This is a genomic window from Streptomyces sp. NPDC015144, assembly GCF_043079735.1.
Taxonomy (GTDB): Bacteria; Actinomycetota; Actinomycetes; order Streptomycetales; family Streptomycetaceae; genus Streptomyces.
This window is the reverse complement of sequence record NZ_JBIBUU010000014.1, coordinates 187,332-205,882: the sequence shown is the minus strand read 5'-3', so window position 1 is coordinate 205,882 and position 18,551 is coordinate 187,332. Positions and strand designations below refer to the sequence as shown.

Here is an 18,551-nt window from a genome sequence, read left to right as displayed (position 1 = left end):
CGATCACGGCTCACGACCCGGCGTTGACGTTGGCGAAGACGACGGCGGCGATCACCAGGACCAGGGAGCCGGCGAGCAGCGCGCCGAGGTAGGTCTGCACGTTGCCGGTCTGGGCGCGGCGGACGGCGGTGCCGAACCAGCGTGCGCCGGTGCCGGAGCCGCGTACGTAGGTGTCGACGACCTCGCGGTCCAGGAAGCGGACGAGGCTCGCCGCGGCCTGGACGGGGCGGACGAACAGCGCCGTGTACAGGGCGTCCAGGTGGAAACCGGCGGCGGCGTGGTGGTGCAGCGGCCCGAGCAGGAGGCGGCCGGGGTCGGCCGGGTCGGGGGCGTCGCCGTCGGTTCCGTAGGCGGCGGTGTGCGCGGTCATGGCCTGGGCCTCGATGACGGCGGGTTCGGCGTCCGGGTGGGCGACGACGGTGCCGACGCGGGTGCGGGCGGCGAGGGCGGAGGTGTGCCGCCAGGCGCCGTAGGTGATGAGTCCGCCGGCCAGCGCGACACCGGTGGACAGGACGGCGGTGGTGAGGGTGGGGGCGAGGCTGCGGCCGTCGAACCAGTCGCCGATCACGCCGACGCTCAGGCCGAAGGCGATGGTGGGCACGGCGAGGATCCAGAGGACGGCGGTCATCGCGGCGGGCTGCCTGCCGTGGTCGGGTGCCTCGGCGCCGCGGCCCCGGAAGGCGAGGAGCCAGAGGCGGGTGGCGTACGCGGCGGTGAGGAGGGCGGCGAGCAGTCCGGCGACGAGTACGGTCCAGCCCGCGGCGGCCGGGGCGACGTGCCGGTCCCCGAGTGCGGTGTGCTCGGCGGCGACGAGGACGGCTTCCTTGGAGAAGAAGCCGGCGAACGGCGGGATGGCGGCGAGGGCGAACAGGGCGACGGTCATCGTCCAGTAGGCGTCCGGGATGCGCTGGGCCAGGCCGCCCATGCGGGACATGGCGGCCAGTGAGTTGGTGCCGGCGGCGTGGATGACGACTCCGGCGGCGAGGAAGAGCACGGCCTTGAACGCGCCGTGGGAGAGGAGGTGGAAGACGGCGGCGGCCCGGTCGCCGACGGCGAGGGCACCGGCCATGTAGCCGAGCTGGCCGATCGTCGAGTAGGCGAGGACGCGTTTGATGTCGTCCTGGGCGAGGGCGGCGAGTCCCGAGCCGACCATCGTGATCGCGGCCATCGCGGCGAGGACGACGAGCGCCGCGCCGGACTGGGCGAAGACGGGCAGGAGGCGGGCCACGAAGTAGATGCCGGCGGCGACCATCGTCGCGGCGTGGATGAGCGCGGAGACGGGGGTGGGGCCGGCCATCGCGTCGGGCAGCCAGGTGTGCAGGGGGAACTGGGCCGACTTCCCGGCGACGCCCGCGAGGAGCAGCAGGGCGATGAGGGTGGGGTGGTCGAGGCCGCCGTTGGCGACGGCGCCCAGGATGCCGGTGATGCGGAAGGTGCCGGTGTCCGCGGCGAGCGCGAACAGGCCGATCAGGAAGGGGACGTCGCCGAGCTTGGTGACCAGGAAGGCTTTGAGGGAGGCGGCGCGGGCCTCGGGCGTCTCCCAGTAGTGGCCGACGAGGAAGTACGAGCAGATGCCCATGATCTCCCAGCCGACCAGGAGCACCATCAGGTCGCCGGAGTAGACGACGAGCAGCATCGCGGAGGTGAAGAGGGAGACCAGGGCCGCGTACGAGGGGTAGCGGGGGTCGTCGCGGAGGTAGGCGGTCGAGTAGATCTGCACACAGCTCGCGACGAGCCCGACCAGGACGGCGACGAGGACCGCGAAGCCGTCGAGGTGCAGGGCGAGGTCGATCGGGACTGAGCCGGTGGGGGTGAGCCGCGTCGCGGCGTCGATGGCCCGGCCGCCGCCCTGGCGGGAGGCGACGAGCACGGCGAGGGCGAACGCGGCGACGGTCGGCAGGACGGCGAGGGGGCGTACGAAGCCGGGGGCGGTGCGCCCGGTCAGGAGGCCGGCGACGGCGCCCAGGAACGGGAGGAGGGGGACGAGGACGGCGAGGGTCGTGGTGGTCACGCGGTGGCCTCTGCCTTCTTTGCCTTCCCTGCCGCAGCAGTGGCCTGGTCATCGGTGCCGTCGGGGGGCGCGGGCGCCTCGTCGTCGGAGAGGTCGGGGAGGTCCTCGGCGGCGTCGGTCTCGGCGGTGTCGCGGAGCCGGTCGATGTCGGAGCTGCCCCGGTTGCGGTGGACGGCGAGGACGATCGCCAGGCCGATGCCGATCTCGGCGGCCGCGATGGCGATGGTGAAGAGGGTGAGGGCCTGGCCGGCGTGGAGGGTGTCGCGGAGCCAGACGTCGAAGGCGACCAGGTTGAGGTTGACGGCGTTGAGCATCAGCTCGACGGAGAGCAGGACCAGGATCGCGTTGCGGCGGGCGAGCACTCCGTACAGCCCGGTGCAGAAGAGGAGGGCGGCGAGCACGGCGGGATAGGCGAGGTGCATCAGCTCTGCTCCTTACCGCGCTTGCGGGACAGGACGATCGCGCCGACCAGGGCGGCGAGCAGCAGGACGGAGAGTGCTTCGAACGGCAGCACCCAGTGCCGGAAGAGGGAGGCGCCGGTCACCTCGGTGGAGCCCCGGGCCGGTCCGGCCAGGTCGATCCAGGTGGTGCGGAAGGCGTCGACGACGACCCAGACGAGCGACCCGGCGGCGGCGAGCGCCACGGCGAGGGCCGCCCAGCGGTTGCCGGAGTCGGCGTCCGGGGAGCGGCCGATGGGCGCCCGGGTGAGCATCAGTCCGAAGAGGAGGAGGACGACGACGGAACCGACGTAGATCAGCACCTGCACCCAGGCGATGAACTCGGCGGTGAGCAGGAGGTACTCGACGGCGAGTCCGCCGAGCGCCACGACCAGCCAGAGGGCGGCGTGCACCAGTTGCCTGGTGGTGACGGTGGCGAGGGCCGCGCCGAAGGTGGCGAGGCCCACGAGGACGAAGACGATCTCGACGCCGGTCGGGGAGAGGAAGCCGGGGTGGGCCGCGGCTGCTGCGAGTGTCACGCCTCTCCTTCTCCTTCCGGGCGCCGGTTCTCCCGGGCCTGCTGGTTCTCCTGGGCGGCCTGCTGGGCCTCTTGCGCCTGCTGGGCTTCCTGGGCGCGCTGGGCTTCGAGTTTCTCGGCCGTCTTGCGGGCGGCGGCGATCTCCTTCGGCTCCTCGGCGGCCGGGTCGAGCGCGGGCGGTTCCGGCACCGTCCACATCCACTCGCGGAGCTTGTCGCGTTCGTGGGTGAGCTCGTGGATGTCCGTCTCCGCGTACTCGAACTCCGGCGACCAGAACAGCGCGTCGAAGGGGCACACCTCGATGCAGATACCGCAGTACATGCAGAGGGAGAAGTCGATGGCGAAGCGGTCGAGGACGTTGCGGCTGCGTTCGCGGCCACCGGGGGTGGCGGCGGGCACCGTCTCCTTGTGGGAGTCGATGTAGATGCACCAGTCGGGGCATTCGCGGGCGCAGAGCATGCAGACGGTGCAGTTCTCCTCGAACAGCCCGATGACGCCGCGCGAGCGGGGCGGCAGTTCGGGCTGGACGTCGGGGTACTGCGCGGTGACCGTCTTCCGGGTCATCGTCCGCAGGGTGACGGCCAGGCCCTTGGCCAGTCCGGAGCCGGGGATGCGCGCGGTCATGAACTGATCGCCACCTTCACGATGCCGGTGAGCGCGATCTGCGCGAGGGCGAGCGGGATGAGCGTGGTCCAGGCGAGCTTCTGCAGCTGGTCCTCGCGGAGCCGGGGGTAGGTGACCCGGAGCCAGATGACGACGAAGGCGAGGACCGCGGTCTTGAGGAGCGTCCAGACCCAGCCGAGTCCGTCGGCGCCGAGCGGTCCGTGCCAGCCGCCGAGGAAGAGGACGGTGGTCAGTCCGCACAGGACGACGATGCCCGCGTACTCGGCGAGCAGGAAGAGCGCGAAACGCAGACCGGTGTACTCGGTGTAGGCGCCGAAGATGATCTCCGAGTCGGCGACCGGCATGTCGAAGGGCGGGCGCTGGAGTTCGGCGAGCCCGGCCACGAAGAAGACCAGGGCGCCGACGATCTGCCAGGGCAGCCACCACCACTCGAAGGAGTCGAGGATGCCGGTGAGCGAGACGGTTCCGGCCGCCATCGCCACGGAGGCGGCGGCGAGCAGCATCGGCAGCTCGTACGCGAGCAGCTGGGCGGCGGTGCGGAGCCCGCCGAGGAGGGAGAACTTGTTCGCCGAGGCCCAGCCGGCCATCAGCGAGCCGAGCACGCCGACGCCCATGACGGCGAGTACGTAGAAGACGCCCGCGTCGATGAACTGCCCGGCCCCGCCCTCGCCGGGGCCGATCGGGATGACGACGAGCACCAGCAGGTACGGCAGGAGCGCGACGGCCGGGGCGAGCTGGAAGACGCGGCGGTCGGCGTCGGCCGGGACCACGTCCTCCTTCTGCGCGAACTTCACGCCGTCCGCGACGAGCTGGGCCCAGCCGTGGAAGCCGCCCGCGTACATGGGGCCGAGGCGGCCCTGCATGTGCGCCATCACCTTGTGCTCGGTCTGCCCGACGACGAGCGGGAGGACCAGGAAGGCGACGAAGACGGCGACGAGGCGGAGGGCGACGTCCAGTACGTCGTTCACGCGGGATCGCCTCCGGCGGACTCGGGGGGTTCAGGGGGTTCGGGTGTCTTGGGGTGTTCGGGGGGCTTCGGAGGTTCAGGGGTTTCCTGGGCCTCAGGAGCCTCGGGAGTTCCTGCGGCCGCAGGAGCCCCGGCAGTCTCGGGAGCCGCAGGAGCCTCAGGGGTCGCGGACTTCCCGGCGGCCTCAGGCTTTTCTGCGGCCTCGGACTTCCCGGCGGCCTCAGGCTCTCCCGCGGCCTCGGACTTCCCCGCGGCCTCGGGAGGCGTTTCCGGGTCGAAGGCCGGGCGGGCGTGGTGCCAGGGGGCGTCGCTCGCGGCCGTGCCGGAGCCGGTGCCCGCGTCCGTAGGGGCGTCCGGGCCCGGCTTCGCCGGGGTGTCCTTCTGGGGTTCGTTCTGCTGGGGTTCGTTCTGCTGGGGTTCGTTCTGCTGGCTGGCCGAGCCCTGGGAGGCGCTGCGGTTGCGGCGCGGCCTCGTGGGGCGCGCGGGCGCCTCCCCGGCCGCCCCGGGAACGGCCGGAGCCGCGGCTTCCGGGGTGATGGCTTCCGGGGCGGTGGCTCCGGCGGTTCGCTGGGCGGCCGAGCCCTCGCTCGCGCTGCGGGTCCGGCGTACCGGCCGGTCGCCCGCCGCACGCGCGGCGCGCGCCGGTCGGGCCGGGGCGGGCGGGAGCTGCCCCTTCAGGGGCCCCCATTCGTTCGGGTCGGGCACCCCGGGCGGCAGCATCGTGCGCCGCTTCGGCCCACCGTGCTCCGACTCGCCCGGCTCCTTCGCTCCGGGCCACGCCTTCGCGACCCGGGCCGCCAGCACGAAGTCCTTGCGCAGCGGGTGGCCCTCGAAGCCCTCGGGCAGCAGCAGCGGCACCAGGTGCGGGTGGCCGTCGAAGCCGATGCCGAACATCTCGTGCGTCTCGCGCTCGTGCCAGGCGGCGCCCGCGTAGACGCCGACGGCGGTGGGCAGGACCGGCGCCGCGTGCGGCACGGTCGTACGGAGCATCAGGCGGCGGACCCGGCCGCCGGCCAGGGCCACGACATGGGCGCAGACCCGGAAGCCGGTGTCCGGTTCGTCGACGGCGCTCAGCCAGTCGAAATACGTGCAGCCCAGCCGGTCACGGGCGGTTTCGAGGGCGGTGATCCAGGCGGCTGCCGGTACGTCGACGGTCAGCAGTTCGTAGGCGTACTCCGCCGTCGCGCCCTCGCCGAACAGTTCGGCGGCGGCGTCCGGCAGCCGGTCGTACGCGTCGTCCGGGGTGGTGGTCACGCGGGCTCCTCCCCCGTGTCCGGCTTCGGCGGCGCGGCGACGAGTCCGCTGCGCAGTGCGGCGGTCGAGGGGCGGGTGCCGCCCGTCGCGTACCGCTCGCCCAGCGACTCGCGGGCGATCTTCTCCTGGAGCTTGAGGATGCCCTGGAGCAGCGCCTCCGGCCGGGGCGGGCAGCCGGGTACGTAGACGTCGACGGGGATGATCTGGTCGACGCCCTTGGTGACCGCGTACGAGTCCCAGTACGGGCCGCCGCAGTTGGAGCAGGCGCCGAAGGAGATGACGTACTTCGGCTCGGGCATCTGCTCGTAGAGCCGCTTCACCGCCGGGGCCATCTTGTCGGTCACCGTGCCGGAGACGATCATGAGGTCGGCCTGGCGCGGGCCCGGGGCGAACGGGATCACGCCGAGCCGGATGAAGTCGTGCCGGGCCATGGAGGCGGCGATGAACTCGATGGCGCAGCAGGCCAGCCCGAAGTTGAAGACCCACAGGCTGTAGCGGCGGCCCCAGTTCAGGACCACCTTCATCGGTTCGGGTGCCAGGCGCGACAGGACGCCGAGCCGCTTGGGCTCCGGCAGGAAGGTCGGCACGGGCTGCTGCTCGGCTCCCCCGTCGGCCTGCGTGCTGGTCACGTCCATTCGAGGACGCCCTTCTTCCATGCGTAGAGCAGTCCCACGGCCAGGAAACCGAGGAAGACGAACATTTCGATCAGCGTCGTCGCCCCGTATCCCGGTGCGGCGAAGACCGTCGCCCACGGGAAGAGGAAGATCGAGTCGACGGCGAAGATCACGTACAGGAAGGCGTAGACGTAGTAGCGGACCTGGGTGTGGGCCCAGCCCTCGCCCACCGGGTCGACGCCGCATTCGTAGGTGAGGAGCTTCTCCGGCGTCGGCACCACGGGGCGCAGCAGCCGGCCGGCCCCGAAGGCGACGGCGACGAAGAGCACCCCGATCACGGCGAGCAGTCCGACGACCGCGTATCCCCGGAAGTAGTCCGACGCGAGAACGGCCGACGTCGATGCCGATCCCGTCAGGTCCGGCAGTTCCGGCAGGCCCGGTGCATCCGGCAGGTCAGCCACGTCCGCCCCTCGCTCCCCTGGAATCCGTCCGGTGTCCGTACGCACGGGAGTCTAGGCCCTGTTAAAGGGAGGGTAAGCAGCCGCGTCGGGCGAGGGGCCTGTCGTGAATGCCCCGAGGTGGGGTTATCCCCACCCCAGGGCACCCATGAGCCCCATGGCGTGCGGCGATCCGTACCGGCAGGCTTGTCCCATGACCATGAGCCCCCAGGTGCCGGACGACGACCGGCCGCCGCCCGCCCGCGCCATCCCCGACCGGTGGACGCGGCGCGAGATCGGCCATCTTCTGGCCGATCTGCCGATGACGCTCCTCGCGTTCGTCTACACGGTGGCGACGATCGGCGTCGGCGCGGCGCTCTCGGTCACGGTCGTCGGTCTGCCCCTGCTCGCCGTCTCGCTGCACGGGGCGCGGCTGATCGGCCGGTTCGAGCGGGGCCGGGCGCGGGCGCTGCTGGGCGTGCGGATCGACGAGCCGAGCCCGGTGGTGCTGTCGCGGCGGGAGACGGGGTTCTTCCCGTGGCTGTGGTCGAGCATCAAGGACCCGGTGGGGTGGCGGGCGGTGCTCTACTCCTTCGTCCGGCTGCCGTGGGGCGTGCTCACCTTCGGGGTGACGCTGGTGGGCCTGATCGCGCTGTGGCCGGTGGTCCCGTACATCACGCGGTTCCTCGCCAACGGGGACCGGGCGATGGTGCGCGGGCTGCTCTCGCCCTCCGACGAGCTGGAGCGCCGGATCGCGGAGCTGGAGGCGGACCGGGGCGTGGTCGTGGACACCGCCGCCGCCGACCTGCGCCGCATCGAACGCGACCTGCACGACGGCGCCCAAGCCCGTCTCGTCGCCCTCGCGATGGGCCTGGGGCTGGCGAAGGAGAAGCTGACCGCCGACCCCGAAGCCGCCGCCCGCATGGTCGACGAGGCCCACGGCGAGGTCAAGATCGCCCTCCAGGAACTCCGCGACCTCGCCCGCGGCATCCACCCCGCCGTCCTCACCGACCGCGGACTCGACGCCGCCCTCTCCGCCATCGCCTCCCGCTGCACCGTCCCCGTCACCGTCACCGTCGACCTCCCGGCGCGTCCCGCGGAGGCCATCGAGGGCATCGCGTACTTCACCGTCTCCGAGCTCCTCCAGAACGTCAGCAAGCACAGCGCGGCACGCTCGGCCACCGTCGAGGTCTGGCGCACCGGCGACCGGCTGATGCTCCAGGTCACCGACGACGGCCGGGGAGGCGCGAGGATGGACGGGGGCACGGGGATGGCGGGGCTGGCCGAGCGGCTGGGCGCCGTCGACGGGCTCTTCGTCCTGGACTCGCCGGCCGGCGGGCCCACCACGGTCACCGCCGAGCTGCCCTGGCGCGACCGCGAACCGTCGAAGAAGGCCGCGGCCGAGCGGATCCGGCGCGGCTGAGCCGCTCCCCCGCCCCGCACCCCACCTACCCGCGCACCACGCACGCGCACGCGCACGCCGAGAGGAAACGGACACACCCATGGCCACGGCATACGGACCGGACACGCGGGACCCTCGGTGGTCCGGGGCGGCCGGTCCCGGGGACGGCTCCCCGCTGAAGCGTCTGCTGCCCGCCGCGCTGCGGGCCCCGTTCGAGGGCAGGACCTGGCGCGCGCTGCTGTACCAGGTGCTGAGCGTGCCGGTCGGGCTGCTCCTGTTCGGCTTCTCGATCACCCTGACCACGTTCGGCGTGGGCATGCTGATCACCTTCCTCGGGGTCCCGATCCTGGCCGGGACGCTGGCCCTGTGCCGGGGGTTCGGCGCGGTGGAGCGGGAGCGGGCGCGGGCCCTGCTCGGGGTGGACGTGGCGGCCCCGGAGCCGGTACGCGGGCGGACCGGCGGGCTGATGTCCTGGATGGGCGCGTCGCTGAAGAACGGGGCGTCCTGGCGGCACGTGCTCTACTCGGTGGTGCAGTTCCCGTGGGCGCTGATCTCGTTCGGCCTCGGACTGCCGCTCTGGATGTGCGGCTGGACCCTCCTCACGTATCCGCTGTGGTACTGGGTCCTGCCCGCCCGGCTGAGCCACGACGGCCTCCAGGTGTACTCCGACACGGGCCGCACGGTGTACGTCGACACCCCGGTCGGGATGGTGCTGGCCTTCGTGACGGGCCTGGTGCTGGTGACGCTGACGGCATGGCTGGTCCGGGGGCTGGCGCACGTGGACCGGGCGCTGGTGCGCGGGCTGCTCGGGCCGTCCCGGCTGGCGAGCCGGGTCTCCGAGCTGGAGACGGACCGGGGCGTGGTCGTGGACACCGCCGCCGCCGACCTCCGCCGCATCGAGCGCGACCTGCACGACGGGGCCCAGGCCCGTCTCGTCGCCCTCGCCATGGATCTGGGGCTGGCGAAGGAGAAGCTGACCGCCGACCCGGAAGCCGCCGCCCGCATGGTCGACGAGGCCCACGGCGAGGTCAAGATCGCCCTCCAGGAACTCCGCGACCTCGCCCGCGGCATCCACCCCGCCGTCCTCACCGACCGCGGACTCGACGCCGCCCTCTCCGCCATCGCCTCCCGCTGCACCGTCCCCGTCACCGTCACCGTCGACCTGCCCGAACGGCCGGTCCAGGCCATCGAGGGCATCGCGTACTTCACCGTCTCCGAACTGCTCCAGAACGTCAGCAAGCACAGCGGGGCACGCTCGGCGACCGTCGAGGTCTGGCGCACCGGCGACCGGCTGATGCTCCAGGTCACCGACGACGGCCGGGGAGGCGCCGACCCCTCGGCGGGCAGCGGGCTGGCGGGGCTGGCCGAGCGGCTGGACGCGGTGGACGGCGTCCTGGCCGTGGACTCCCCGCAGGGCGGCCCGACCAGGATCACCGCCGAGCTGCCCTGGCGTGGCTGAGCGGACGTATGCGCAGCAACAGGATGAACGGGGCACCGCACACCCTCACCGGAAAGCTGTAATGCTGGGGACCGTACGAACGGACCCGAACAGCGCGGGCGGACCAGTGGGGGATGCGGCTTTCATGGTGGAGAACAGGGTGCGAGTGGTCATCGCCGAGGATTCGGTACTGCTCCGGGAAGGGCTCACCCGGCTGCTGACCGATCTGGGGCATGACGTCGTCGCCGGGGTGGGCGACGGCGAGGCCCTGATCAGGACGGTGGACGAGCTGGCGGCGCAGGGCGCGGCGCCGGACGTGGTGGTAGCCGACGTGCGGATGCCCCCGACCCACACCGACGAGGGCGTGCGCGCGGCGGTGCGGCTGCGGAAGGACCACCCGGGGATCGGGGTGCTGGTCCTGTCGCAGTACGTGGAGGAGCAGTACGCGACGGAGCTGCTGGCCGGATCCAGCCGGGGCGTGGGCTATCTCCTGAAGGACCGGGTCGCCGAGGTCCGGGAGTTCGTGGACGCGGTGGTGCGGGTGGCGCGGGGCGGGACGGCACTGGACCCCGAGGTGGTGGCGCAGCTGCTGGGCCGGAGCCGCAAGCAGGACGTCCTGGCCGGGCTGACGCCGCGCGAGCGCGAGGTGCTCGGGCTGATGGCGGAGGGCCGGACGAACTCCGCGGTGGCCAGGCAGCTGGTGGTGAGCGACGGCGCGGTGGAGAAGCACGTCAGCAACATCTTCCTGAAGCTGGGGCTGTCCCCCAGCGAGGGGGACCACCGGCGTGTCCTGGCGGTCCTGACGTACCTGAACTCCTGAGTCCCGGGCCCGGCCGGCGCCGGGCGCCCGGCGCCGGCCGGGCCCTCCCCGGTCGGCCCCGCCCCGACCGGCGGTGGCGGCGGACCTGGAGACCTGACGCACCGTCAGCTAACGTGCGGACCCCGGGCACCTCGGGCCCCCCAGGGCGCCCGGAACACGGAACGCGCCACATCAGGGATCAATTCGCGCCTCGAAACCCCATCCATTATGTGATCGCTCCGAGTAAGGCACCCCTTACAGAAGTAGGGTGGGCAGGGGGACCGTCGGCGTACCGGCGGAACCCGAGCCGCCGCCGCTAGGGAGGTCCAGTTCAGTGACCAGCCAGGTCAGTAGCCCAGCCGGACAGGCCGACGAGGCCAGCGAGGCGCTCGTCGGGGGCCAGCGTGCCCCCCGCTCCGGTGACACGGGAGCAGGCGAGAAGGAGATCCGCCGTCTGGACCGGGTGATCATCCGTTTCGCGGGTGACTCCGGAGACGGTATGCAGCTCACCGGTGACCGCTTCACCTCGGAGACCGCGTCGTTCGGCAACGATCTGTCGACGCTGCCGAACTTCCCCGCCGAGATCCGCGCCCCCGCAGGCACCCTGCCGGGGGTTTCGTCGTTCCAGCTGCATTTCGCGGACCACGACATCCTCACCCCCGGGGACGCGCCGGACGTGCTGGTCGCGATGAACCCCGCGGCGTTGAAGGCCAACATCGGCGACATCCCGCGCGGCGCGGAGATCATCGTGAACACCGACGAGTTCACCAAGCGCCCGATGGCGAAGGTGGGGTACGCGAGCAGTCCGCTGGAGGACGGTTCGCTGGACGGCTACCACGTCCACCCGGTGCCGCTGACGACGCTGACGATCGAGGCGCTGAAGGAGTTCGGCCTGTCCCGCAAGGAGGCCGAACGCTCGAAGAACATGTTCGCGCTGGGCCTGCTGTCGTGGATGTACCACCGGCCGACCGAGGGCACCGAGGCGTTCCTGCGCCAGAAGTTCGCGAAGAAGCCGCAGATCGCCGAGGCCAACGTGGCGGCGTTCCGGGCGGGTTGGAACTTCGGGGAGACGACGGAGGACTTCGCCGTCTCCTACGAGGTGGCGCCCGCCTCGCACGCGTTCCCGCCGGGCACGTACCGCAACATCTCGGGGAACCTGGCGCTGTCGTACGGGCTGATCGCCGCCGCCCGCCAGGCGGACCTGCCGCTGTACCTGGGCTCGTACCCGATCACCCCGGCCTCCGACATCCTGCACGAGCTGTCCAAGCACAAGAACTTCGGTGTGCGGACCTTCCAGGCGGAGGACGAGATCGCCGGGATCGGCGCGGCGCTGGGCGCCGCCTTCGGCGGTTCGCTCGCGGTCACCACCACCTCCGGCCCCGGGGTGGCGCTGAAGTCCGAGACGATCGGGCTGGCGGTCTCCCTGGAGCTGCCGCTGCTGGTCGTCGACATCCAGCGCGGCGGCCCGTCCACCGGCCTGCCCACCAAGACCGAGCAGGCCGACCTGCTCCAGGCGATGTACGGGCGCAACGGTGAGGCCCCGGTGCCCGTGGTGGCCCCCCGGACCCCGGCGGACTGCTTCGACGCCGCGCTGGACGCCGCCCGGATCGCCCTGACGTACCGCACCCCGGTCTTCCTCCTCTCCGACGGCTATCTCGCCAACGGCTCCGAGCCCTGGCGGATCCCCGAGGTCACCGACCTGCCCGACCTGCGCGTCCGGTTCGCCACCGAAGCCAACCACGAACTGGCCGACGGCACCGAGGTGTTCTGGCCCTACAAGCGCGACCCGCAGACCCTGGCCCGCCCCTGGGCGGTCCCCGGCACCCCCGGTCTCGAACACCGCATCGGCGGCATCGAGAAGCAGGACGGCAGCGGCAACATCTCCTACGACCCGGCCAACCACGACCTCATGGTCCGCACCCGCCAGGCCAAGGTCGACGGGATCACCGTCCCCGACGTGGAGGTCGACGACCCGGACGGCGCCCGCACCCTGGTCCTGGGCTGGGGCTCCACGTACGGCCCGGTCACCGCCGCCGTGCGCCGCCTCCGCGGCGAGGGGCTGCCCATCGCGCAGGCCCATCTGCGCCATCTGAACCCCTTCCCGAAGAATCTCGGCGAGGTCCTGAAGAGCTACGACAAGGTGATCGTCCCCGAGATGAACCTCGGCCAGCTCGCCACCCTCGTCCGGGCCAAGTACCTCGTCGACGCCCACAGCTACAACCAGGTCAACGGCATGCCGTTCAAGGCCGAACAGCTCGCGACGGCACTCAAGGAGGCCATCGATGCCTGACACCGACACGGCCAACCCGCTCCTCAACCTGGTGCCCCGGGCCGAGGCCAAGCAGACCATGAAGGACTTCAAGTCCGACCAGGAGGTCCGCTGGTGCCCCGGTTGCGGCGACTACGCCGTGCTCGCCGCCGTGCAGGGCTTCATGCCCGAACTGGGCCTGGCGAAGGAGAACATCGTCTTCGTCTCCGGGATCGGCTGCTCCTCCCGCTTCCCGTACTACATGAACACCTACGGGATGCACTCCATCCACGGCCGCGCCCCGGCCATCGCCACCGGGCTGGCCACCTCCCGCCGCGACCTGTCCGTCTGGGTCGTCACGGGTGACGGCGACGCCCTGTCCATCGGCGGCAACCACCTGATCCACGCCCTGCGCCGCAACGTCAACCTCAAGATCCTCCTCTTCAACAACCGGATCTACGGGCTGACCAAGGGCCAGTACTCCCCCACCTCCGAGATCGGGAAGATCACCAAGTCGACGCCGATGGGCTCGCTGGACGCCCCGTTCAACCCGGTCTCCCTGGCGCTCGGCGCGGAGGCGTCCTTCGTCGCCCGCACCATCGACTCCGACCGCAAGCACCTCACGAGCGTGCTGCGCGCCGCCGCCGACCACCCGGGCACGGCGCTCGTGGAGATCTACCAGAACTGCAACATCTTCAACGACGGCGCCTTCGAGGCCATGAAGGACAAGGACCGGGCGCAGGAGGCGGTGATCCGGCTGGAGCACGGGCAGCCCATCCGCTTCGGCACCGACGACGCCAAGGGCGTCGTCCGCGACCCGGCCACCGGTGACCTCCAGGTCGTCGACGTCACCCCGGAGAACGAGTCCCGCGTCCTGGTCCACGACGCCCACAGCGCGTCCCCGACCACCGCGTTCGCGCTCTCCCGCCTCGCCGACCCGGACACCCTGCACCAGACCCCCATCGGCGTCCTGCGCGATGTGGACCGTCCGGTGTACGACACGCTCATGGCGGAGCAGCTCGACACCGCCGAGGAGCGGCACGGCAAGGGCGACCTGGGCGCGCTCCTCGCCGGGAACGACAACTGGACGGTCGTCGGCTGACCCCGCCACCGGTACGTACCGCCGTCGCCGGACGGGCTGAACTTCGGCCCGTCCGGCGTCGGCGTCCCGGGACGGCGGCCGGTCGCCGCGCACGATGTGGCCATGACCCTGGACCGTCCCGCGTACCGCATCAAACGGCGTCTGCTCGGCAGGCCGCTGACCACCGAGCGCATCAGTCAGGAGAAGCTGGACAACCGGACGGCGCTCGGGGTGCTCGCCTCCGACTGCATCAGTTCGTCCGCGTACGGCTCCGAGGAGATGCTGCGGGTCCTGGTGCCCGTGATCGGCACGGCGGCGTTCACCCTGCTGATGCCGGTGACCGGCGCGATCCTGCTGGTGCTGCTGCTCCTGACGCTCTGTTACAGCGATGTCGTCATGATCTACACCCGGGCGGGCGGTTCGTACGTCGTCGCGCGGGAGAACTTCGGGCCGGACGTCGCGCAGATCGCCGCCGTCGCCCTGCTCGTCGACTACATCGTCACCGTCGCCGTGCAGGTCTCGGCCGGCACCAACGCGCTGATCTCGCTGGCCCATCTGGCCGGGAACGGCTTCACCGGCCTCGACCACCTCCAGCTCCCCGTCTCCGTCGGGGTGATCGTGCTGCTCGCGTACGGGAACCTGCGCGGGATCCGGGAGGCGGGGCGGACGTTCGCGCTGCCGGCCTATCTGTTCATGGCGGCGGTCGGGCTGGTGCTCGTCGCCGCCGCGGTGCGCGGGCTCACCGGGGAGCTGCCGCACGCCGATCTGCACGCCCCCGGTGTCGTGCCACTGGGCACCCCGGGGGACGGCTGGCTCTACGGCGCCTCGCTCTTCATCGTGCTGCGTTCCTTCGCCAACGGCGGCTCGTCCCTGACCGGCCTCGAAGCGATCTCCAACGGCATCTCCGCCTTCCGCGAGCCGCAGGGCCGCAACGCCCGCCGCACCCTGATCACGATGAGCTGCATCCTCGGCACGCTGGTCCTCGGCGTCTCCACGCTGGCCCACTTCACCCACGCCGTCCCGTACGCCGACGGCACCCCGACGGTCATCGCGCAGGAGGCGCACTTCGCCTTCGGTGACGGCCCGCTCGGCACGGCCGGGCTGGTCTTCGTGCAGCTGGCGACGGCGCTGGTCCTCTACACCGGCGCCAACACCCCGTTCACCGGGTTCCCGTTCCTCGCCAGCTTCGTGGCCCAGGACCGGTTCCTGCCGAGGGTGCTGACCCGGCGCGGTCACCGGCTCGCGTTCTCCAACGGCATCATCTCGCTGGCCGTGGTCTCGCTGGCCCTGCTGCTGGCCACCGGGGCGAGCGTGGACCGGCTGGTGGCGCTGTACGCGATCGGCGTGTTCACCGCGTTCACCATGGCCGGGGCCGGGCTCACCGCGTACCACCTGCGGCGCCGCGAACCGCACCGCAGGCTCAAGATCGGGGTGAACGCGCTGGCCGCGGCGATCTCGGCCGCCGTGGTGCTGATCTTCGCGGTCACCAAGTTCACCGAGGGGGCCTGGCTGGTCGTGGTGGTCTTCCCGCTCGGCGTGTGGGGGCTGATCCGGATCAACCGCGAGTACCGCCGCGAGGCCGCCGCGCTCCGGAGCATCCAGGCGCCGGGCGCCGACCGCCCCCGCGACCGGCGCCACCTGGTCCTCGTGCTGGTCGAGACGCTGGACCTGGCGACGCTGAAGGCGCTGCGGTACGCCCATGAGCTGCGCCCGGACGGGATCCGGGCCGTGCACTTCGCGATCGACGAGCCGCACGCCCGGCGGCTGGCCGCCCGCTGGGAGGCGACCGCCGCCACCTCCGTGCCCCTGGACCTGGTGGCGTGCCCGGACCGGCGGCTGCGCCACGCGATGCGGGAGCTGGCGGCCCGCACCACCGAGGACGGCCACACCGCGCTGACGGTCCTGGTGCCGCGCCGGACCTACTCCAACGTGCTCGGCAAGCTGCTGCACCGGGGCACCGGCGAGCAGATGGCCAAGGCGCTGGCCCCGCTGCCGCACGTGGCGGTGACGATCCTGCCGTTCGACGTGTCCCGGGCGCTGCGGGCCCTGGAGGAGGGGCGCACCCCGGACCCGGACTGAGCGGGGCGGGCGCCGCTACGAGGCCCGCGCCTTGCGTTCGTCGTACTCCTCGCGCGCCACCCGCACCGCGTCCACGCTGCGCTCGGCCCAGCGGGCCAGTGCCCACACCTGCTCGGCGGCCTCCCGGCCCAGGGCGGTGAGCGCGTAGTCGACCCGGGGCGGGATCACCGGCTTGGCGTCCCGGTGCACGAAGCCGTCCCGCTCCAGCGTCTGGAGGGTCTGGGCCAGCATCTTCTCGCTGACCCCGCCCACCTCGCGGCGCAGCTCACTGAAGCGGTACGAGCGCTCCAGCAGGGCGGCCAGGACCAGGACGCCCCACCGGCTGGTGACGTGTTCGAGCACCGGCCGGGAGGGACACAGCGGCCGGTTCACATCGGGGCGCGGGTCCATTCCACTTACATTCATACCAGTACCTTACCTACAAGTGGGTACTTTCGAATAGTGAGTACACCCCCTACGGTGAGCCGTGCGGGCCGGTGGATCGAGCCCCGGACCGCGTACCCCCAGGAGGAACCACCCATGAGCATCGTCGTCGCCGGAGCCACCGGAGAACTCGGCCGTCTGGTCGTCGAGGAGCTGCTGACCACCGTGGACGCGGGCGAGGTCGTCGCCGTCGTCCGGGACGAGGAGAAGGCGGCGCCGCTGGCCGCCCGGGGCGTGGAGGTCCGGGTCGCGGACTACGACCGCCCGGAGTCGCTCAAGGGCGCCTTCCGGGCCGGCGACCGGGTGCTGCTGATCTCCGGCAGCGCGGTCGGCAAGCGGGTGCCGCAGCACGCTGCGGTGATCGACGCGGCCGTGGCGGCGGGCGTGGCCCAGTTCGCGTACACCGGTGTCCTGGGCGGCCCCGAGGCCGACTTCCGGCTGGCCGACGAGCACAGGGCCACCGAGCGGCTGATCCTCGACTCCGGTCTGCCGTACACCTTCCTGCGCAACGGCTGGTACACCGAGAACTACACGGCCAACCTGGGCCAGGTCCTGGCCCACGGCGCCGTCGTCGCCAACGCCGGTGACGGGCGGATCGCCTCCGCCACCCGGGCCGACTTCGCCGCCGCGGCCGCCGCCGTGCTGACCGGCGAGGGCCACCTCGGCGCGGCCTACGAGCTGAGCGGCGACGTCGCCTGGTCGCTCGCCGAGTACGCGGCGGTCGTCTCCGCCGCCACCGGCCGGGAGATCGCGTACCGGAACGTCCCGGCCGCGGTGCACCAGGAGATCCTGACCGGCGCCGGGGTCCCGGAGTTCTTCGCGTCGATCCTCGTCGACGTGGACGAGGCGATCGCGCGCGGCCGGCTCGCCCTCACCAGCGGCGATCTGGCCCGGCTGATCGGCCGCCCGACGACCCCGCTCGCCGACACGGTGGCCGCCGCGGTGGCCCGCGCGTAACACCCGTTCCCTCACCCCCAGGGACCTCGCGTGTCATGACCGTATCCCGATACGGGTATGACACCGGGCCCTTCCCGGCGCTACCTTCGTGCGGTGGAACAGATACGCCTGGAGGGCCCGTGAAGGGGATCGACGAACAGCGGGCGGGTCTCCTGTCCGGCTTCAGCGCCTACGCCATGTGGGGGCTCGTCCCGCTCTTCTGGCCGCTGCTGAAGCCCGCCGGATCGATCGAGATCCTCGCCCACCGCATGACCTGGTCGCTCGGCTTCGTCCTCCTCGCGCTGCTGGCACTGCGCCGCTGGTCGTGGATCGGCGAGCTGGTGCGGCAGCCGGGCAAGCTCGGCCTCCTCGCGGTGGCCGCCGTCACCATCACCGTCAACTGGGGCCTGTACATCTGGTCGGTGAACAACGGGCACGTGGTGGAGGCGTCGCTCGGCTACTTCATCAACCCGCTGGTCACCATCGCCATGGGCGTCCTCTTCCTCGGGGAGCGGCTGCGCCCCGTGCAGTGGGTGGCGGTCGGCACGGGGTTCGCGGCGGTGCTGGTGCTGGCGATCGGCTACGGGCGTCCCCCGTGGATCTCGCTGACCCTGGCGTTCTCCTTCGCGACCTACGGCCTGATGAAGAAGAAGGTCAACATGGGCGGCCTGGAGTCGCTCACCGCCGAGACCGCCGTGATGTTCCTGCCGGCGCTCGGCTATCTGCTGTGGCTGGGCGCCCGGGGCGAGTCGTCCTTCGCCTCCGAGGGGCTCGGCCACGCGGCGCTGCTGGCGTCGGCGGGGCTCGTCACGGCCGTTCCGCTCATCCTGTTCGGGGCGGCGGCGATCCGGGTGCCGCTCTCCACCCTGGGGCTGTTGCAGTATCTGGCGCCGGTCTTCCAGTTCGTCCTCGGCGTCGTCTACTTCCACGAGGCGATGCCGCCGGCGCGGTGGGCCGGGTTCGGCCTGGTGTGGCTGGCACTGACCGTGCTGACCTGGGACGCGTTCCGTACGGCGCGACGGAACCGGGTGCGGGCGCGCGCGGCGCGGGAGGCAGTGGCCCGAGAGGCAGTGGCCCGGGAAGCAGCGGCCGGGGAGGCGGCAGCCGGGAAGGTCGCGCCCCCGCACATCCCCTCCGCCCCGGCTCCCCTCCCGGCGGCCGGGGAGCCGAGCCCTTCCCCCCACCCCTGACCCATAACGTTACCCGGTTGCATTTTTAACTCGGTTGCGGTTCTCTGGTCGTCCACGGAACCGCGACCGAGGA

17 protein-coding genes are annotated in these 18,551 nt (G+C 72.2%); 8 read left to right on the top strand and 9 right to left on the bottom strand.

The features are described 5' to 3' along the window. Window positions 1-10 precede the first annotated feature (10 nt). Genes ACF08W_RS23910 through ACF08W_RS23875 form a run of 8 tightly spaced genes read right to left on the bottom strand, consistent with a single transcriptional unit; the run spans window position 11 to window position 6,879 of the window. Window positions 11-2,011 carry an NADH-quinone oxidoreductase subunit L gene (locus ACF08W_RS23910; RefSeq protein WP_385208101.1) on the bottom strand — a complete coding sequence of 667 codons (2,001 nt, stop codon included), beginning with the start codon at window positions 2,009-2,011 and terminating at the stop codon, window positions 11-13. Continuing rightward, the gene (nuoK, locus tag ACF08W_RS23905) at window positions 2,008-2,433 is read right to left on the bottom strand and encodes an NADH-quinone oxidoreductase subunit NuoK (protein ID WP_352276084.1); all 426 of its coding nucleotides are present in this window, start codon (window positions 2,431-2,433) and stop codon (window positions 2,008-2,010) included. The genes ACF08W_RS23910 and nuoK overlap by 4 nt, the downstream gene beginning before the upstream one ends. Further along, window positions 2,433-2,987 (bottom strand): NADH-quinone oxidoreductase subunit J, encoded by a 555-nt coding sequence (locus tag ACF08W_RS23900; RefSeq protein WP_385208098.1) that lies wholly within the window; start codon window positions 2,985-2,987, stop codon window positions 2,433-2,435. Before ACF08W_RS23900 ends, nuoK begins: the two co-directional genes overlap by 1 nt. After that, window positions 2,984-3,610: an NADH-quinone oxidoreductase subunit I gene (locus ACF08W_RS23895; protein ID WP_352276080.1), complete on the bottom strand. Its 627-nt coding sequence runs from the start codon at window positions 3,608-3,610 to the stop codon at window positions 2,984-2,986. The genes ACF08W_RS23900 and ACF08W_RS23895 overlap by 4 nt, the downstream gene beginning before the upstream one ends. Further along, window positions 3,607-4,578, bottom strand: a complete 972-nt coding sequence (locus ACF08W_RS23890) for an NADH-quinone oxidoreductase subunit H (RefSeq protein WP_392280469.1) — start codon at window positions 4,576-4,578, stop codon at window positions 3,607-3,609. The genes ACF08W_RS23895 and ACF08W_RS23890 overlap by 4 nt, the downstream gene beginning before the upstream one ends. Then, window positions 4,575-5,831: an NADH-quinone oxidoreductase subunit C gene (locus tag ACF08W_RS23885; RefSeq protein WP_392280468.1), complete on the bottom strand. Its 1,257-nt coding sequence runs from the start codon at window positions 5,829-5,831 to the stop codon at window positions 4,575-4,577. Before ACF08W_RS23885 ends, ACF08W_RS23890 begins: the two co-directional genes overlap by 4 nt. After that, complete coding sequence (locus tag ACF08W_RS23880) at window positions 5,828-6,466, bottom strand: NADH-quinone oxidoreductase subunit B (RefSeq protein WP_392280467.1); 639 nt, start codon at window positions 6,464-6,466, stop codon at window positions 5,828-5,830. The genes ACF08W_RS23885 and ACF08W_RS23880 overlap by 4 nt, the downstream gene beginning before the upstream one ends. Next, window positions 6,457-6,879 (bottom strand): NADH-quinone oxidoreductase subunit A, encoded by a 423-nt coding sequence (locus ACF08W_RS23875; protein WP_385208660.1) that lies wholly within the window; start codon window positions 6,877-6,879, stop codon window positions 6,457-6,459. The genes ACF08W_RS23880 and ACF08W_RS23875 overlap by 10 nt, the downstream gene beginning before the upstream one ends. Window positions 6,880-7,096: 217 nt before the next feature. On the opposite strand from ACF08W_RS23875, the gene ACF08W_RS23870 reads away from it, so the two are divergent. The 6 genes from ACF08W_RS23870 (at window position 7,097) to ACF08W_RS23845 (ending at window position 15,929) form a co-directional block, all read left to right on the top strand. Continuing rightward, entirely contained in the window at window positions 7,097-8,305 is a 1,209-nt protein-coding gene (locus ACF08W_RS23870; RefSeq protein ID WP_352276075.1) for a sensor domain-containing protein, read from the top strand. 79 nt (window positions 8,306-8,384) lie between these two features. After that, complete coding sequence (locus ACF08W_RS23865) at window positions 8,385-9,743, top strand: sensor histidine kinase (protein ID WP_392280466.1); 1,359 nt, start codon at window positions 8,385-8,387, stop codon at window positions 9,741-9,743. Window positions 9,744-9,867: 124 nt separating this feature from the next. Then, window positions 9,868-10,542 (top strand): response regulator transcription factor, encoded by a 675-nt coding sequence (locus ACF08W_RS23860; protein ID WP_352276072.1) that lies wholly within the window; start codon window positions 9,868-9,870, stop codon window positions 10,540-10,542. A gap of 313 nt (window positions 10,543-10,855) precedes the next feature. Next, the gene (locus ACF08W_RS23855; protein WP_392280465.1) at window positions 10,856-12,811 is read left to right on the top strand and encodes a 2-oxoacid:acceptor oxidoreductase subunit alpha; all 1,956 of its coding nucleotides are present in this window, start codon (window positions 10,856-10,858) and stop codon (window positions 12,809-12,811) included. After that, entirely contained in the window at window positions 12,804-13,871 is a 1,068-nt protein-coding gene (locus tag ACF08W_RS23850; RefSeq protein WP_392280464.1) for a 2-oxoacid:ferredoxin oxidoreductase subunit beta, read from the top strand. The genes ACF08W_RS23855 and ACF08W_RS23850 overlap by 8 nt, the downstream gene beginning before the upstream one ends. Before the next feature lie 102 nt (window positions 13,872-13,973). Beyond that, window positions 13,974-15,929, top strand: a complete 1,956-nt coding sequence (locus tag ACF08W_RS23845; protein ID WP_392280463.1) for an APC family permease — start codon at window positions 13,974-13,976, stop codon at window positions 15,927-15,929. A gap of 15 nt (window positions 15,930-15,944) precedes the next feature. On the opposite strand, the gene ACF08W_RS23840 is transcribed toward ACF08W_RS23845, so the two are convergent. Next, the gene (locus ACF08W_RS23840) at window positions 15,945-16,334 is read right to left on the bottom strand and encodes a winged helix-turn-helix transcriptional regulator (protein WP_392280462.1); all 390 of its coding nucleotides are present in this window, start codon (window positions 16,332-16,334) and stop codon (window positions 15,945-15,947) included. Between the two features lie 114 nt (window positions 16,335-16,448). On the opposite strand from ACF08W_RS23840, the gene ACF08W_RS23835 reads away from it, so the two are divergent. Beyond that, window positions 16,449-17,309 carry an SDR family oxidoreductase gene (locus ACF08W_RS23835; RefSeq protein WP_392280461.1) on the top strand — a complete coding sequence of 287 codons (861 nt, stop codon included), beginning with the start codon at window positions 16,449-16,451 and terminating at the stop codon, window positions 17,307-17,309. Window positions 17,310-17,428: 119 nt separating this feature from the next. After that, window positions 17,429-18,478: an EamA family transporter RarD gene (rarD, locus tag ACF08W_RS23830; RefSeq protein WP_392280460.1), complete on the top strand. Its 1,050-nt coding sequence runs from the start codon at window positions 17,429-17,431 to the stop codon at window positions 18,476-18,478. Window positions 18,479-18,551: the final 73 nt, after the last annotated feature.

What these genes read in the sequence shown, in the direction of transcription:
- nuoK (WP_352276084.1), bottom strand. Translation starts at nt 2,433, where the DNA reads ATGCACCTCGCCTATCCCGCCGTGCTCGCCGCCCTCCTCTTCTGCACC.
- ACF08W_RS23895 (WP_352276080.1), bottom strand. Translation starts at nt 3,610, where the DNA reads ATGACCGCGCGCATCCCCGGCTCCGGACTGGCCAAGGGCCTGGCCGTC.
- ACF08W_RS23880 (WP_392280467.1), bottom strand. Translation starts at nt 6,466, where the DNA reads ATGGACGTGACCAGCACGCAGGCCGACGGGGGAGCCGAGCAGCAGCCC.
- ACF08W_RS23870 (WP_352276075.1), top strand. Translation starts at nt 7,097, where the DNA reads ATGACCATGAGCCCCCAGGTGCCGGACGACGACCGGCCGCCGCCCGCC.
- ACF08W_RS23865 (WP_392280466.1), top strand. Translation starts at nt 8,385, where the DNA reads ATGGCCACGGCATACGGACCGGACACGCGGGACCCTCGGTGGTCCGGG.
- ACF08W_RS23860 (WP_352276072.1), top strand. Translation starts at nt 9,868, where the DNA reads ATGGTGGAGAACAGGGTGCGAGTGGTCATCGCCGAGGATTCGGTACTG.
- ACF08W_RS23850 (WP_392280464.1), top strand. Translation starts at nt 12,804, where the DNA reads ATGCCTGACACCGACACGGCCAACCCGCTCCTCAACCTGGTGCCCCGG.
- ACF08W_RS23845 (WP_392280463.1), top strand. Translation starts at nt 13,974, where the DNA reads ATGACCCTGGACCGTCCCGCGTACCGCATCAAACGGCGTCTGCTCGGC.
- ACF08W_RS23840 (WP_392280462.1), bottom strand. Translation starts at nt 16,334, where the DNA reads ATGAATGTAAGTGGAATGGACCCGCGCCCCGATGTGAACCGGCCGCTG.
- ACF08W_RS23835 (WP_392280461.1), top strand. Translation starts at nt 16,449, where the DNA reads ATGAGCATCGTCGTCGCCGGAGCCACCGGAGAACTCGGCCGTCTGGTC.